Origin of the sequence: Pseudoalteromonas sp. APC 3224 (genome assembly GCF_030407535.1) — a bacterium.
GTDB lineage: Bacteria > Pseudomonadota > Gammaproteobacteria > Enterobacterales > Alteromonadaceae > Pseudoalteromonas.
In genome coordinates this window covers 105,950-121,323 of record NZ_JASDDF010000008.1, presented here as the reverse complement: position 1 = coordinate 121,323, position 15,374 = coordinate 105,950, and the positions used below count along the sequence as shown (strand labels likewise).

Below are 15,374 nucleotides of genomic sequence, written 5' to 3'. Positions count from 1 at the left end.
TTGATTTGCTTGTTTAAGCATCGGTTAAGCCAATTTGTCGCAGTCTTATAACGGTTTTTGCGGGGCTATTACAAAATCTTACGAATTGTTTTTTCCATCTTGGCCAAAAAACCCTTAAAATAGAAATATGAGAGAATATTGTTATGGAGAGCGACTTGTCGCAATCAATAGTAGAAGTCAAGGATGTTACCTTTTCTAGAGGCGATAGGGTCATATACAAAAATATGAGCTTTGATGTTCCAGAAGGTAAAATTACTGCCATTATGGGGCCAAGCGGAATTGGCAAAACCACGATGCTGCGCTTAATTGGTGGCCAGCTCAAACCCGACTCCGGTGATATTTTATTTAAAAACGACAGCATAGTTGCCATGTCCCGTAAAGAGCTCTACGCGGCACGTAAACGTATGAGTATGTTATTTCAAAGCGGTGCATTATTTACCGATATGTCGGTGTTCGATAATATCGCATTTCCTATCCGCGAGCACACACAGCTCAGTGAAGATTTAATTCGTTTAGTGGTTTTAATGAAACTACAAGCAGTTGGCTTACGTGGTGCTAAAGATTTAATGCCTTCAGAGTTATCTGGTGGTATGGCACGTCGTGCAGCCTTGGCTCGCTCTATAGCGCTTGATCCTGAACTGATTATGTATGATGAGCCTTTTGCAGGACAAGATCCTATCTCAATGGGAGTGTTGGTTAAGCTTATTAAATCTTTAAATGAAGTACTTGGTTTATCTTCTTTAATTGTTACACACGATGTGACTGAAGTAATGAGCATTGCCGACCACGTTATTATTATTGCCGAGCAAGGTGTGATTGGAAGCGGCACGCCAGATGAAATGCGTAAGCACGAATCACCACTTGTGCAACAATTTTTGAAAGGGTTATCGGATGGGCCTGTACCATTTCATTATCCAGCACAAACCTATGCAGATGAACTGTTAGGAGAGCCGCAGTAATGTTGGATTTACTACAAAAAATAGGCCATAAAACACTGGGTCGTTTTGCTGCGCTTGGGCGTTCAACTCACATGCTAGCAAGTGCATTATGGCATTTACCCAATTTAAAAAAAGGTACGCCTTTACTGGTGCGCCAACTCTATATGGTTGGTTCACAATCGTTGTTGATTATTGTGGTGTCGGGCTTATTTATCGGTATGGTTTTAGCGCTGCAAGGTTATACCGTTTTAGTTGATTATGGTGCAGAAGACAGCCTAGGCCCGTTAGTAGCGCTTAGCTTGTTACGTGAGCTTGGACCGGTAGTTACTGCGTTATTATTTGCAGGCAGAGCAGGCAGTGCGTTAACCGCTGAAATCGGCTTAATGAAAGCCACCGAGCAGTTATCGTCGCTAGAGATGATGGCTATTGACCCGCTTAGGCGTATTATTGCGCCGCGATTTTGGGCTGGCTTAATTAGTATGCCGTTACTGGCATTAATTTTTTCAGCGGTCGCTATTATTGGTGCTCACTTAGTCGGTGTTGATTGGCTAGGCGTTGATACCGGAAGCTTTTGGTCAATAATGCAAGCCCAGGTGTCGTTTGAAAAAGATATACTAAACGGTTTAATTAAAAGTATCGTATTTGCGATTGTTGTGACTTGGATTGCGCTTTATAAAGGGTATGACTGTATTCCTACATCAGAAGGGATCAGCAAGGCAACAACAGAAACAGTGGTGCATTCATCACTGGCGGTATTAGGTTTTGACTTTATTTTGACAGCGGTAATGTTTACTAGCTAATAGGGTATTAAATAATGAATTCACGGAAATTAGAAATTTTAGTTGGTTTTTTTGTCGCGCTGGGTATATTGGCATTTTCAATGCTAGCGCTTAAAGTGGCCAATTCAGGTATTAGCGGCTCAGGTGAAACCTACACATTAAACGCCAAGTTTGAAAATATAGGCTCATTAAAAACTCGCGCGCCTATTAAAGTAGGGGGAGTTGTTATTGGTCGTGTCGAGTCAATTTATGTACACCCGCAAGAGTTTTTACCTGTGGTGAACATGAGTATTGATGCGCAGTATTTATGTCGTTTTTCAGATACCAGCTCTATCTCAATTTTAACCTCGGGTATTTTAGGTGAGCAATATTTAGGTATTAACCCTGTGATCGCCTCGGATTCAGCTAAGCAACGTTGTTTAGGCGAAGATGTTGCAAACAGTGCACAAGACCAAGCTATTGATGATTTATTTGGGGTGCAAAGCAAAGCATTAGCAAGTGGCGATTCAATCACTGATACCAAATCGGCATTGGTACTTGAAGAATTAATTGGCCAGTTCTTATTCAACCAAGGTAGTGAGTAATTATTATGTTGAAAACATTTTTAGTAAGTATTGCGCTGGTAAGTTTAATGCTAGTACAAAGCGTGCAAGCAGCAGAAGTAAAATTAACTGATCCTAATAAAATGGTACGCCAAGTTGCTGACAATACCTTTGCACGAATTACCCAAGATCAACCATTAATAGTAAAAGATAAAGAACATTTACGTGTTATTGTTGAAGAAGAGTTAATGCCGTACATCGACTACAAATATGCGGCACTGAGAGTGTTAGGTAGCGAAGTGTCTAAGGTACGCGCAATTACCGACAAGGCAGAAAAAGCAAAAGCAATTGAAGATATTCAGCGTTTTATTGGTGCGTTTAGAGAGTACTTAGTTGCCACCTATGCAGGTGTATTTACCCAATACACTAATCAACAAGTTGAATTTGCTGCCGAGCAACCGTTTAAAGGTAAAGACGTGGTGGTGGTAAAAACCAAAATTGTTGAAGCAGGTAAACCTGATATAAAAATTGATTTTAAAGTACGTGAAGACCGAAGCGGTGAGTGGCGAGCTTACGACATGATTGCTGAAGGGATTAGTTTACTTGATGCAAAACAAAGTGAACTTCAGGGGATTTTACGCCAACAAGGTATTGACCATGTTAGCAGCCTATTAGAGCAAAAAAGTAAGCTACCGGTTCAGTTTAGAGGCAGCGATACAAATGAGTAAATTGGCAATTAGCCAAGTTGATGAGCAGCATTTACGAGTTACTGGTGAATTGACTCATAACTCAATTGGCAATGAACGGCTTCTGAACACTAAGCGACAAACTAAGCATAAAACCCTTTATTTTGACCTAAGTGAGGTCACAAGGGTTGACACAGCCGGCTTAGCTTGGTTAATTCACTCTTTTACAGAATTTAAGCAGCAAGGCATTCGCCTTGAATTGCAAAACCCACCTGAACAACTGCAAAACCTTATGCAGTTGGGTCAGGTTACAACCCTATTTGAGTGAGAGTTATGGAAACGAGTCAAGTCGAAACATTATTACGCGACGAACTTCAGTTAGCTGAAGTACATGTAAAAGCCAATGGCAGTCATTATGAAGTAATTGCAGTTGGTGAATGCTTTGACGGATTAAGTCGTGTTAAAAAGCAACAGTTAGTGTATGGCCCATTAATGAATACTATTTCAGATGGCACCATTCATGCTGTTTCTATCCGCGCTTTTACTCCGACTGAGTGGAAGCGTGAGCAAAAATTCATTTTACCGCAATAAATAAGGCCCCTTAGATGGATCAATTTGTAATTCAAGGTGGCACTTCACTGGCTGGTGAAGTAACTATTTCTGGCGCTAAAAATGCGGCATTGCCTATTTTATTTGCAGCCTTATTACCCGAGGGTAAAAGTACCTTTAATAATGTACCGCGCCTTCGCGATATTATTACTACTGAAGCTTTATTAAAGACCTTAGGCGCTGATGTTCAGTGGCAAGGTGATTCACTTATTATTGATGGTGCCACGGTAAATAGTACGTTAGCGCCTTATGAATTAGTAAAGCAAATGCGCGCATCAGTGCTCGCACTTGGGCCTTTAGTGGCTCGTTTTGGTGAGGCCCAAGTATCTTTGCCGGGTGGCTGTGCTATTGGTGCACGCCCAGTTGATATTCATATTCAAGGTTTAGAGCGCATGGGCGCGCAAATAACGGTGGAAAATGGTTATATTAATGCCAAAGTAGATGGACGCTTAAAAGGCGCTGAAATTTTCATGGAAATGATCAGTGTCGGTGCTACCGAAAACTTACTCATGGCGGCAACGCTTGCAGATGGCAAAACTGTTTTAGAAAATGCAGCGCGCGAGCCCGAAATTATCGATTTAGCTAATTGCTTAATTGCAATGGGCGCTAAAATTACTGGTGCAGGTTCTAGCCGTATTGAGATTGAAGGGGTTGAGCGCCTATCAGGTTGTGAGCACCGCATATTACCGGATCGTATTGAAACCGGTACCTTCTTAGTTGCCGCCGCGATGGCCGGTGGCGAAGTACTGTGTAAAATGACCGACTTTCATTCACTTGAGCCGGTAATTGAAAAACTGCGTGCAACCAACGCGTTACTAGAAGTGCATGAGGATAGTATTTATCTTGATATGCGAGGCCGAGAGCTTAAAGCGGTTAATATTAAAACTATGCCGCACCCAGGTTTCCCAACCGACATGCAAGCTCAATTTACCGCTTTAAATGTAGTGGCTAACGGCAGTGCGACCATTACCGAGACTATTTTTGAAAATCGGTTTATGCATGTGCCTGAGTTACAGCGTATGGGCGCTAATATTCGCCTTGAAGGCAATACGGCTTTTTGTGGTGAAACACAAAGCTTATCGGGTGCGCAGGTTATGGCAACCGATTTACGAGCATCAGCGAGCCTTATTTTAACGGGAATTGTCGCCCAAGGTGAAACGGTTGTTGATCGTATTTATCATGTAGATAGAGGTTATCAGCGTATTGAAGACAAACTCAGTGCGTTAGGTGCTAACATTAAGCGCAAAAGCAATTAGTTATATTAATACAATTATTATTCTAACGCATAAAAAACGCGATAATATATCGCGTTTTTTTATGTCTAATGCCAAAATATAAACAAGCGCTTTATAGCTTGGTTTCAAGCTCGGCTACTTTCACCATTATTTTTTGTATTTTACCGTTACGGTATAGCTCAAACTCAATCTCTTTACCTGGCTCGGTACTGCCAATCTTTTTTAATACATTTTGTGGATTAGCCACTGAAAGCCCTGCAATTTTAATCACAATGTCTTGCTCTTCTATACCCGCCTGCCATGCAGGACCTAGAGGGTCGAGATTGGTAATACGCATGCCTGCGACAGGCGTTAAGCTATCATTGACCTCTTTGCCTGTACTATCTACTGCAGTGCCTTCAAAGCCCAAATAACCACGAACAACGCGACCATGGCGAATAAGTTTACCCATAACTTCTTTAGCAAGGGTATAAGGTACAGCAAAAAATATTCCCTGAATGTTCAAGTTCTCACGGGTTTTAAATTGGGCTGAGGTGATCCCTACTAAGTCGCCATTAGAATTTACCAGTGCTCCTCCTGAATTACCCACGTTAATAGCGGCATCCATTTGCAATAAATTATTGTAAGGACTGTCGGTAATTTTTTGCTTACCAGTAGCGCTAATGATCCCCTGAGTAATTGTTTGCCCTAAGTTTAATGGATTCCCGATTGCTAACACCAAATCGCCTACATTCGTGGTGTAGTTGTCATTAACAGGAATAACAGGGAGGTGGTTAGCATTTATTTTTAATAATGCTAAATCGGTAATGGTATCAAAGCCAATAAGTTGTACATCGAAAAAACGTCTGCCATCGGTAAGAATGACCAGTATTTGATCGGCATTATTGATCACATGATAATTAGTCAATATATAGCCATCGGGTGACATGATCACACCAGATCCGAGCTCTTGCACCGTATTTTGGCGCTTGTAGCGTGGCTCTTTAGAAATACTCTCTGAAAAAATAGTAACAACCGATGGTGCTGCGCGTTTAACCGCATCAGAAAAGCTCAAATGGCTGGCGGTCATTGCACTGGGCAGGGGAACGTTAGGTAGTAATGCGGTACGCATGTTAGGGCTGAAAAAAACCACTAAAAAAGCTATGCCTAAACCGGCAAACAAAGGAGGAAGTACAAATTTTAGAAGTTTTAGCACGGTATTCTTATTGTTAGTGAGCAATCCCTTTATGATGGCACAAAAAAAATAACAGCGGCAAGTGCCGCTGTTACTTTTATTGTATTATTACTGAATTAATACAAAGATAGACTCGCGTCCACGTTTAACACCTAACACAATATTACCTTGAATATCGTCGATAATTTGGTTCATGTCGCGAATGCTTTCTACCCGTTGACGGTTTACTTGCACAATAACATCGCCTTCTTCGAGGCCAACCCGTGCTGATGGTGAACGAGGATCGACAGAGGTTACTTCAATACCTTTCATTTTGTTTTTCTTCACATTTTCAAGTGTTGCACCTTGGAATGCTGGGTGTAACTCTTCACCTGCCGCTGTAATTCCTGATGCGCCATCTAGAGTAACTTCGACGTTTTTAACTTTACCGTCACGATAAATTCCTAGCTGTACTTCACGGCCTTCACCTAAGGTGGCAATTTTACTTCGAAGTTCATGGAAGCCACTAATTTCACTGCCATTAATGCTAATAATCACATCGCCTGCTTTAATACCGGCTTTGCTGGCAGCTGTATCATCGAGTACCTGCATAACGTAAGCACCTTGTTTAACATCAAGCTGCTGTGCTTTGGCAAGGCCTGCATCAAGAGGGCGGCCTGAAATACCTAGCGAGCCACGGCGTACTTCACCATGTTCTACAATTTGATCAACAAGGTTTTTCATCATGTTTGATGGAATAGCAAAACCAATCCCCACATTACCACCCGATGCACCTAAAATAGCGGTATTAATACCAATTAACTCACCGTTTAAATTAACTAAAGCGCCACCTGAGTTCCCTTGGTTAATCGCGGCATCGGTTTGAATGAAATCTTCGTAACCTTCAATATTTAAACCACTACGACCTAATGCGCTAACAATACCTGAGGTAACTGTGTGGCTTAAACCAAAAGGATTACCAATTGCAACGGCAAAATCACCGACACGTAAGTCATCTGAGTTAGCAAGTTTTACAGCGGTTAATTCATCTGCGTCTATTTGTAGTAGCGCAATATCAGACTCTTTATCGCTACCAATTTTTGTTGCCTCATATTCGCGGCCATCTTCGAGGGTAACCACCATTTTTTCGGCGTCTTGTACTACATGGTTGTTGGTAACCACATAGCCTTTGTCGGCATTAATAATAACTCCAGAGCCTAAACCGCTAAATTGTCGCTTTTGGCTACGTGGCTGCGGGTTGCCAAAAAAGAAATCGAGTGGGTCACCACGTCGACGCACTTCTTTAGAGCCTGAAACCTGAATACTCACTACACCCGGCGTGATTTGCTCAAGCATAGGGGCAAGTGTTGGTAATTGTTGACCATTAACGGCAACCGGCAACTTAGCAAACGAGGCGGTTGGACTTAATAATAAGCTAGTAGATAAAATAGCAGCACTGATAAGTGATAATTTCATTTTCATAGTCAGGGTTTACTCCACTTAAAAAGCAAAAGGCTGCAATAAGCAGCCTCAAAAAAGTATATCAGTAAGATAAAACAACAAAGCTGTTATATCTAAAGACTATGGGGTCAAAAAAAAGTTCATCAAGATGCTTTAGAAGTATTCTCATCACCTGCAAATAAACCTGACTTACCCGACACATAATCAGCTGGTTGAGCATCGGCGTTTGAGCGATCTGAACTACGTTCTTTTAATGACGCTTGTAACTGTTCGGTGGTTTCTTTAGAGAAAAACGGTTCAGCAGGGGCTTTATTTCTGTCTTCAAGTAACAGTTGATTAGTTTCTTCAACGTGACTTAATAACTGATCGTAGTTTTCTTTCATTTTGTTTACTAACTTACCAGTATTCGCTAAATGGTCGGCAACATCTTGGCGATACTGCTCAAGCGAATGCTTAGCTTGCTCTGCTTGTTGCTCTAATTCATCTTGTTTAAACTGTTTTTTAGTGACAAAGGCACCAACGAAAAATGCAGCAATAGCAACTACTATCACTAATCCTACCCATGTAAATGTACCCATAAATTCACCTCTATGCGAAAATAACTAAAAAATTAAAATGCTACTAAGTCTAATATACCCTGAGTATTGATGCGTGTTAATATGCTTTACAAATTAAACTGTGTTTTAACTGTAAATAGATATGACTCCTTGGCAAACATACCAGCAAGACCTTCAACGCGATGACTTTGTACATGACGCAGCACAAGAAAATGCAGTTCGTCATTTACAGCGTTTATACGACGATTTAACACAAGCAAAACCGCAATCTAAAGGTTTTTTTGCAAAGCTTTTTAATAAAGCAGAGCCAGCTCCTATTAAAGGTTTATACTTTTGGGGTGGCGTAGGCCGTGGTAAAACTTATCTTGTTGATACTTTTTACGAAGCTTTACCGGGTGATAGAAAAATGCGAGTGCATTTTCACCGCTTTATGCACCGAGTACACGATGAACTTAAAAAGTTAAATAACACTGCCAACCCTTTAGAAACAGTAGCAGATATTTTTAAAGCAGAGACAGACATTATCTGTTTTGATGAATTTTTTGTTCAAGACATTACCGATGCCATGTTGCTCGGTGGTTTAATGGAAGCATTATTCGCTCGCGGTATTGTACTGGTTGCCACGTCAAATATTATACCTGACGACTTATACCGCAATGGTTTACAGCGTGCCCGTTTTTTACCAGCTATTGCCTTAGTGAATAAGCATACTGAAATAGTTAATGTAGATTCAGGCATTGATTACCGATTACGTACTCTTGAGCAAGCAGAAATTTTTCATAGCCCGCTTGATGAACAAGCCGATAAAAACCTATTCGAATATTTTGACAAGCTCTCGCCAGAAGTCGGTAAACTAGATACCCCAATAGAAATAGAAGGGCGGATGATCAACACTCGCAAAGTATCTGACTGCATCGTTATGTTTGAATTTAGCGAACTGTGTGAAACTGCCCGTAGCCAAGTTGATTACATGGAAATAAGCCGATTATATAACACGGTGATTTTATCTAATGTAAAACAGCTTGGGCAAAATAATGATGACGCAGCAAGGCGCTTTATTGCGTTAGTAGATGAATTTTATGAGCGTAATGTAACGTTAATTATCTCTGCAGAAAAACCGATTACCGAGCTCTATACACAAGGCAATTTAAACTTTGAATTTAAACGCTGTATTAGTCGCTTACAAGAAATGCAATCGTTAGAGTATTTGGCCCGAGAGCATTTAGCTTAAAATACGAAGGTTAGCGGGCGACGGGCTGCGGGTCTCGAGCAAAACATCTAACTTCTAAATAAAAAACCTTGCGATGTTAACCGCAAGGTTTTTTATTTCTCGAACCTCGAACCTCGAACCACGAACCTCGAACCACGAACCACGAACCACGAACTTATCTCATGGTAACAAACTCTTCCGAACCCGTCGGGTGTAGTGCGACAACCGCATCAAAATCTGCTTTAGTTGCGCCCATTTTCATGGCGACTGCAAAACCCTGAATCATTTCATCAACGGTAAAACCAATACCGTGTAAGCCCACAACTTTTTCATCATCGCCTGCACACACTAACATCATATTACAGGCTTGGCGGTGCTGAGTAACTGCGGTATACATAGCCGCAAAGCTTGATTTATATACTTTGACATTTTCGCCGCCGTACTGAGAAATCGCTTCTTGCTCAGTTAAACCAATTGTGCCGATAGGTGGGTGGCTAAATACTACGGTTGGTACTAGGCTGTAGTCCATTTTTAAATCGTTCGGCAATTCTTTATTAAATAAACGCTCCGATAGAGTACGACCCGCTTTAACAGCAACCGGTGTAAGCTCAATACCATTTTCGATAATATCACCCACAGCGTATACATTTTCAGCTGTGGTGTTTTGGTATTCATCTACTTTTACATAACCGCTTTCGTTTACTTCTACGCCTGCTGCAGCAAGGTTAATTTTATCGGTTGTTGGCGTGCGGCCTATAGCCCAAATAACCTGATCAACATTTTCGCTGTAACCATTCTCGAAATGAATCGTTAAGCTGCCATCAGCCTCTTTTACCACTTCTTTTGGTGAACACTCAGTGTGCAGTGTTGGGCCTTCTTTTGCCATAATATCAACCAGTGTGTCGATAATGTATGGGTCAAAGGTACGCAGTGGCTTGCTCTTACGAACAAATAAGTGAGTTTGTGTACCTAAGCTGTGCAGCACACCGGCAATTTCTACGGCAATATAACCGGCACCAACAACAGCAACGCGTTTAGGTTGTTCGTTCAGCTCAAAAAAGCCGTTTGAATCAATACCGTGTTCAGCACCTGGAATATTAGGAATAGTAGGGCGGCCACCAACGGCAACTAAAATGTGATCGGCAGTATAGTGTTCGCCATCTACTTCAACGGTTTTACTATCCACAAACTTTGCAAAACCTTTGATCACAGTTACGCCATTTTTAGCTAAACCATTATCATAGCCTTTGTGAATGCGGCCAATATAGGCTTCACGGCTTTCTACTAGCTTTGACCAGTCAAAGCCTTTAACTTCAACATCAAAACCGTAATCAGGAGCATAAAGATTAATTGCTTCAGCAACTTGAGCGCCATGCCACATTACTTTTTTAGGAACACACCCTACGTTTACGCAGGTGCCACCCATGTGTTTAGCTTCAATTAATGCTACTTTTGCGCCACGCATTGCTGCACGGTTAGCTGATGCAATACCACCACTACCGCCACCAATTGCAATGTAATCAAAATGCTGAGCCATGTTTAATCCTCTAAATGTGTTTAACAATGTTTTACCGATAATATCATATGCGATGAACAAGTCACTTGTTCAGGTTTGCTAAAATCTCTACCATCAAACGAAAATCAAGCTAGTTAAGATCAAGGTATTATTAGTCGAGCGTATATTAAGCTAAGAGCTGAACACTTCCCCTTGTATTTACGTATTTTGCCCCAACTTCATTTTTATATTTGCACAAACTGAGAATGACTATGAGCAATGCACAAACAAATCCCCTAATCGGGCTTGAAGGTTTACCGCCTTTTTCAAAAATAAAGCCAGAGCATGTTGTCCCGGCACTAAAAAAAGGTATTGAGCACTGTCGCAGTGCAATTGATGATGTATTAGCAAAGCAATCATACACCTGGAATGATTTAGTATTACCCCTTGAAGAAGCTGACGATAAACTATCGCGATTATTTTCACCGGTGTCACATTTAAACTCGGTGATGAACAACGATGAACTTCGCGAAGCTTATGAGCAGTGTTTACCGCTTATTTCTGAATATTCTACTTTTGTTGGCCAACACCAAGGTTTATATGAGGCTTATAGCGCGCTTTATAACAGTGATGAATTTAAAACACTCACTACCGCCCAGCAAAAAACGATTATCAACGCATTGCGTGACTTTAAGCTTTCAGGCATTGCACTAAATCCTGAGCAGCAAAAACGCTACGGTGAAATTAGTGCGCGTTTATCAGAGCTTGCTTCAAAATTTGGTAATAACGTGATGGATGCCACGCTTGCATGGCATAAGCATATTACCGATAAAAGCCAACTAGCGGGCTTACCAGAGTCAGCACTGGCATTAGCGGCTGATACAGCAAAAAGTAAAGACTTAGAAGGCTGGGTATTTACTCTCGATTTCCCATCTTACTTACCTATAATGACTTACGCAGACGACCGTGAACTTCGCAAAGAAACATACACCGCGTTTTCTACTCGTGCATCCGATCAAGGTCCAAATGCAGGAGAGTTTGATAACTCGGCGATTATGAGTGAAGAGCTGGCACTGCGTCATGAGTTAGCACAATTACTTGGCTTTAATAATTACGCCGAAAAATCTTTAGCTACAAAAATGGCAGAATCACCTGCACAGGTATTTTCATTTTTAGAAGACTTAGCTGCTAAATCTAAGCCACAAGCAGAGCAAGAGCTTAAAGAGTTGCAACAATACGCAGAGCAACAGCACGGTATTAGTGAACTACAGGCATGGGACTTTGGTTATTACAGCGAAAAGCTAAAGCAAGAAAAGTACGCGATTTCAGATGAAGTATTACGCCCATACTTCCCTGCCGATAAAGTGCTCAGTGGTTTGTTCGAAACTGTTAACCGCTTGTTTGGTATTACTGTTAAAGAGCAAAAAGACATTGATACTTACCATAAAGATGTGCGCTTTTTTGAAATTTACGATAGCAACAATACTTTACGTGGCCGTTTTTACTTAGATTTATACGCCCGTGACCACAAGCGTGGTGGTGCGTGGATGGATGACTGTATGGGTCGTAAAGTGCGTGCTAATGGTGAACTTCAAACACCAGTTGCTTACTTAGTGTGTAACTTTAATAAAGCGATTGGCGATAAGCCTGCTTTGTTTACCCATAATGAAGTAACCACACTGTTCCATGAGTTTGGTCACGGCATTCACCACATGTTAACTCAAGTAGATGCAGCGCCTGTTGCTGGTATTAATGGTGTGGCATGGGATGCCGTTGAATTGCCAAGTCAGTTTTTAGAAAACTGGTGTTACGAGGAAGAAGCCCTAAGCTTTATTTCAGGCCACTTCGAAACCGGTGAGCCATTACCAAAAGAGCTACTAGATAAACTATTGGCCGCTAAAAATTACAACTCAGGTATGCAAATGCTAAGACAACTTGAGTTCTCGTTATTCGATTTTAAAATTCACCATGACTACGTGGCAGACAAACCATGTAACATTCAAGCTGTACTTGATGATGTACGCAGTCGTACCTCAGTCATTAAGCCGCCAGCGTTTAACCGTTTTCAGCATGGCTTTAGTCATATTTTTGCGGGCGGTTATAGCGCGGGGTATTACTCGTATAAATGGGCTGAAGTACTTTCGGCAGACGCCTACTCTAAATTTGAAGAAGAGGGGATTTTTAATCCACAAACTGGCCAAGCGTTTATGCAGCACATTCTTGAAAAAGGCGGCAGCGAAGAGCCAATGGCACTGTTTAAAAACTTCCGCGGTCGTGAGCCAAGTGTAGATGCACTATTGCGCCACAGCGGCATCGCCGCTTAGGGTCTGTTGACCTTTGCGGATTAAAATATAATTACAAAAGCGCCCCAGAGGCGCTTTTTTATTGCCTAAAATACAGCGCTGTTAAAGAATATTTTGAATAAATTTTAGTAGTTTTAACATGGCGTACTATGCTTTGAACAAAGTACTAAAAGGGACTAACGCATGGCAAAGTTAATACTGGCAATTGATGACGATAAATTAATGCACCATATTATTGAAGAATCTTTAGCTGGGTTTTGCAAAGTGATCCACGCCAAAAATGGTGAAGATGGCATAAGACAAGCGATTAAATATAACCCCGATATTATTTTGCTTGATGTTGAAATGCCAGGCATGTCTGGTTATGAGGTTTGCCAAACTATTAAACAAAATAAAGCCACAACAGATATTCCGGTAATGTTTTTATCATCCAAAGTGGGGCAAGCTGAACGTATTAAAGGGTTTAGTGTTGGCGGGGCTGACTACATTTTGAAGCCTTTTAACGCACAGGAGCTGATGGCACGCATTAAAATTCTTTACCAGTACCGCAAGCAGTGTGCAACACTGCAATATGATATAGCAAAGGCCAATAAAACAGCTGAAATGGCGATGATTGAAACCGGTGACATGGGGCGCATTATGCGGTTTGTTTGTCAAAGCTATCATGCCGATAATTTAGAATTACTAAGTGAATACTTTTTAGGTTTTTTTACTCCATTACACCTCAATGTCGTGGTTGTTTTTTGGCAAAATAACCAAGGAATGTTTTATAGCCAAGAAACTGGTGTATGCCCATTAGAGCAAGAGCTACTCATACAGCATAAAAATGCAGAACGCTTTGTTGATATTGGTCATAGTACTATTATTAATTACCCTAATATTTCACTATTAATTAAAAATATGCCTGTAGATACGCCATCACTTTATGGCCGCTATAAAGATTTATTTCCGCATATTTTAGAAGTAACTAACGAAAAAGTAGTTACTATACAGCAGCACCAATATCGACTAATGCGCGACAATGAGCTAACCCTTGCTTTTAAAGATATTGTTACCCAGCTTAAAAATCAAAACGCCATGCAAACGAGTGCAATTAGCCAGCTTACAGAGCAGCTTGAGCAACTCCAATCGCTAATGCAAACACACAACGAGATATCAACTTCGCAATTTAATGAGCAAATAACTCAGCTTAGTCATACATCACAGCAGCTGGTTGCAACCACTAATGATTTAGCCTTTATTAAGCACCAACTAAAAACAACCACTCAACAGCGTAATGACTTAATTACTCAAACACAACTAAGTAAACAACAAACGCAGCCAGAACCTGAGAGCGAAAATAACGATATTGAGTTGTTTTAAACTAGAGATCGTATATTGGCTTTGTTTGGGTATAATAACGGTGAAATTTATCATCGGAGTGTGAAGTGGTTATACAGTGTGCGTTTAAAGAGTGTCGGCCATATTTGAATGAGTTAGAAACACGCTTTGGGCTTGCTCAATGGGCAGAGCAAAGCCATGGTTTTAGTTTGCATTACGATGATAAAGGGCTGAGCCTGTATAAAACTGATGAGCCTAAATTAGGGGCTATTAATGTAGACTTTGTAACTGGTGCCGTTGCACATAGGCGTAAATTTGGCGGCGGTAAAGGGCAATCAATCGCTAAAGCGGTTGGCCTTAATAAGGGCGCAACGCCAGTGGTACTTGATGGCACAGCAGGCCTTGGGCGTGATGGTTTTGTGTTAGCCTCACTAGGCTGTAAAGTAATTTTACATGAGCGCCATCCCGTGGTTGCTGCACTGTTATATGATGGCTTACAACGTGCTTATAACGATAGTGAAATTGGCCCATGGATGCAGCAAAATATGAGCCTTATCTTTGGCTCAAGCCATACCTTACTTGCCCAATGTGACAGCATGCCCGATGTGGTTTACCTTGATCCAATGTTCCCGCACCGTGAAAAATCAGCACTGGTTAAAAAAGAAATGCGGGTATTCCAAGAGTTAGTAGGTGGCGATACCGACGCCGATGATTTACTCGATTTTGCTTACCCTCTTGCCAGTAAGCGTGTAGTAGTGAAACGCCCCGATTACGCACCATTTTTAAATGATAAAACCCCGAGTATGCAAATCAAAACCAAGAAAAACCGCTTTGATGTGTATGTAAAAGCCGCGATGGTTTAGGTCAAAGGTTAAAGGTTAAAGGTTAAAGGTTAACGGGCTACGAGCGACGGGCTTCGAGCCTAAAACGTGTGCGAGGTAAACTAAGGCTGATGTGGTGGCGCACACTATTTTGTAGGCGGGGTTTTATGCCGCGCATAGGGTAAAGGCTCCGAGGGTTTAATTAGTGTTGTGTAACTGCCTATTATAATTTGCTCTATCAAGAGTTGAAGGGTTAGGTGATGAA

15 protein-coding genes are annotated in these 15,374 nt (G+C 41.3%); 11 read left to right on the top strand and 4 right to left on the bottom strand.

Features of this window, described 5'->3' with window-relative positions; translation table 11 throughout:
* Positions 1–143 precede the first annotated feature (143 nt).
* From QL989_RS06200 to murA, 7 genes are read left to right on the top strand one after another with little or no spacing between them, the layout of a single operon-like run.
* A complete protein-coding gene (locus tag QL989_RS06200) occupies positions 144–959 on the top strand; it encodes an ATP-binding cassette domain-containing protein (protein WP_138596635.1) in 816 nt (271 codons plus the stop codon).
* Positions 959–1,738: a lipid asymmetry maintenance ABC transporter permease subunit MlaE gene (mlaE, locus tag QL989_RS06195; RefSeq protein WP_054202367.1), complete on the top strand. Its 780-nt coding sequence runs from the start codon at positions 959–961 to the stop codon at positions 1,736–1,738. Before QL989_RS06200 ends, mlaE begins: the two co-directional genes overlap by 1 nt.
* Positions 1,739–1,752: 14 nt before the next feature.
* Positions 1,753–2,301 carry an outer membrane lipid asymmetry maintenance protein MlaD gene (mlaD, locus tag QL989_RS06190; protein WP_008115537.1) on the top strand — a complete coding sequence of 183 codons (549 nt, stop codon included), beginning with the start codon at positions 1,753–1,755 and terminating at the stop codon, positions 2,299–2,301.
* A 5-nt stretch (positions 2,302–2,306) separates the two neighbouring features.
* Entirely contained in the window at positions 2,307–2,987 is a 681-nt protein-coding gene (locus tag QL989_RS06185; protein WP_290169073.1) for an ABC transporter substrate-binding protein, read from the top strand.
* Positions 2,980–3,273, top strand: coding sequence for an STAS domain-containing protein (locus QL989_RS06180; RefSeq protein ID WP_138570633.1), 294 nt, complete (start codon positions 2,980–2,982; stop codon positions 3,271–3,273). The genes QL989_RS06185 and QL989_RS06180 overlap by 8 nt, the downstream gene beginning before the upstream one ends.
* Before the next feature lie 5 nt (positions 3,274–3,278).
* Positions 3,279–3,536 carry a BolA family protein gene (locus QL989_RS06175; protein WP_007378312.1) on the top strand — a complete coding sequence of 86 codons (258 nt, stop codon included), beginning with the start codon at positions 3,279–3,281 and terminating at the stop codon, positions 3,534–3,536.
* Positions 3,537–3,550: 14 nt separating this feature from the next.
* Positions 3,551–4,810, top strand: a complete 1,260-nt coding sequence (gene murA, locus QL989_RS06170; RefSeq protein ID WP_290169070.1) for a UDP-N-acetylglucosamine 1-carboxyvinyltransferase — start codon at positions 3,551–3,553, stop codon at positions 4,808–4,810.
* 91 nt (positions 4,811–4,901) lie between these two features.
* Here murA and QL989_RS06165 read toward each other — a convergent pair whose 3' ends face one another.
* The 3 genes from QL989_RS06165 to QL989_RS06155 all read right to left on the bottom strand — a co-directional run bounded on the left by QL989_RS06165 (position 4,902) and on the right by QL989_RS06155 (position 7,981).
* Positions 4,902–5,984: a trypsin-like peptidase domain-containing protein gene (locus QL989_RS06165; RefSeq protein WP_198522495.1), complete on the bottom strand. Its 1,083-nt coding sequence runs from the start codon at positions 5,982–5,984 to the stop codon at positions 4,902–4,904.
* Positions 5,985–6,071: 87 nt separating this feature from the next.
* On the bottom strand, positions 6,072–7,424 hold the full coding sequence (locus QL989_RS06160; RefSeq protein ID WP_290169067.1) for a Do family serine endopeptidase: 1,353 nt from the start codon (positions 7,422–7,424) through the stop codon (positions 6,072–6,074).
* A gap of 122 nt (positions 7,425–7,546) precedes the next feature.
* Positions 7,547–7,981, bottom strand: a complete 435-nt coding sequence (locus tag QL989_RS06155) for a YhcB family protein (protein WP_055013343.1) — start codon at positions 7,979–7,981, stop codon at positions 7,547–7,549.
* A gap of 121 nt (positions 7,982–8,102) precedes the next feature.
* Between QL989_RS06155 and zapE the strand changes: the two genes are divergently transcribed.
* Positions 8,103–9,191 (top strand): cell division protein ZapE, encoded by a 1,089-nt coding sequence (gene zapE / locus QL989_RS06150; protein ID WP_290169065.1) that lies wholly within the window; start codon positions 8,103–8,105, stop codon positions 9,189–9,191.
* Between the two features lie 154 nt (positions 9,192–9,345).
* Here the strand turns inward: zapE and gorA are convergent, their stop codons facing one another.
* The gene (gene gorA, locus QL989_RS06145; protein ID WP_055013344.1) at positions 9,346–10,707 is read right to left on the bottom strand and encodes a glutathione-disulfide reductase; all 1,362 of its coding nucleotides are present in this window, start codon (positions 10,705–10,707) and stop codon (positions 9,346–9,348) included.
* 230 nt (positions 10,708–10,937) lie between these two features.
* Here gorA and prlC point away from each other — a divergent pair, with 230 nt between their 5' ends.
* From prlC to QL989_RS06130, 3 genes are all read left to right on the top strand, one after another.
* Positions 10,938–12,989, top strand: coding sequence for an oligopeptidase A (gene prlC / locus QL989_RS06140; protein ID WP_290169062.1), 2,052 nt, complete (start codon positions 10,938–10,940; stop codon positions 12,987–12,989).
* A gap of 162 nt (positions 12,990–13,151) precedes the next feature.
* Positions 13,152–14,330, top strand: coding sequence for a response regulator (locus QL989_RS06135; protein ID WP_290169060.1), 1,179 nt, complete (start codon positions 13,152–13,154; stop codon positions 14,328–14,330).
* Between the two features lie 65 nt (positions 14,331–14,395).
* The gene (locus QL989_RS06130) at positions 14,396–15,151 is read left to right on the top strand and encodes a class I SAM-dependent methyltransferase (RefSeq protein WP_290169058.1); all 756 of its coding nucleotides are present in this window, start codon (positions 14,396–14,398) and stop codon (positions 15,149–15,151) included.
* The last annotated feature ends 223 nt before the right edge of the window (positions 15,152–15,374 follow it).

Excerpts from the sequence above, each read along its gene's own strand:
- QL989_RS06200 (WP_138596635.1), top strand. The coding sequence starts at position 144 with ATGGAGAGCGACTTGTCGCAATCAATAGTAGAAGTCAAGGATGTTACC.
- mlaE (WP_054202367.1), top strand. The coding sequence starts at position 959 with ATGTTGGATTTACTACAAAAAATAGGCCATAAAACACTGGGTCGTTTT.
- mlaD (WP_008115537.1), top strand. The coding sequence starts at position 1,753 with ATGAATTCACGGAAATTAGAAATTTTAGTTGGTTTTTTTGTCGCGCTG.
- QL989_RS06185 (WP_290169073.1), top strand. The coding sequence starts at position 2,307 with ATGTTGAAAACATTTTTAGTAAGTATTGCGCTGGTAAGTTTAATGCTA.
- QL989_RS06180 (WP_138570633.1), top strand. The coding sequence starts at position 2,980 with ATGAGTAAATTGGCAATTAGCCAAGTTGATGAGCAGCATTTACGAGTT.
- QL989_RS06175 (WP_007378312.1), top strand. The coding sequence starts at position 3,279 with ATGGAAACGAGTCAAGTCGAAACATTATTACGCGACGAACTTCAGTTA.
- murA (WP_290169070.1), top strand. The coding sequence starts at position 3,551 with ATGGATCAATTTGTAATTCAAGGTGGCACTTCACTGGCTGGTGAAGTA.
- QL989_RS06160 (WP_290169067.1), bottom strand. The coding sequence starts at position 7,424 with ATGAAAATGAAATTATCACTTATCAGTGCTGCTATTTTATCTACTAGC.
- QL989_RS06155 (WP_055013343.1), bottom strand. The coding sequence starts at position 7,981 with ATGGGTACATTTACATGGGTAGGATTAGTGATAGTAGTTGCTATTGCT.
- zapE (WP_290169065.1), top strand. The coding sequence starts at position 8,103 with ATGACTCCTTGGCAAACATACCAGCAAGACCTTCAACGCGATGACTTT.
- gorA (WP_055013344.1), bottom strand. The coding sequence starts at position 10,707 with ATGGCTCAGCATTTTGATTACATTGCAATTGGTGGCGGTAGTGGTGGT.
- prlC (WP_290169062.1), top strand. The coding sequence starts at position 10,938 with ATGAGCAATGCACAAACAAATCCCCTAATCGGGCTTGAAGGTTTACCG.
- QL989_RS06135 (WP_290169060.1), top strand. The coding sequence starts at position 13,152 with ATGGCAAAGTTAATACTGGCAATTGATGACGATAAATTAATGCACCAT.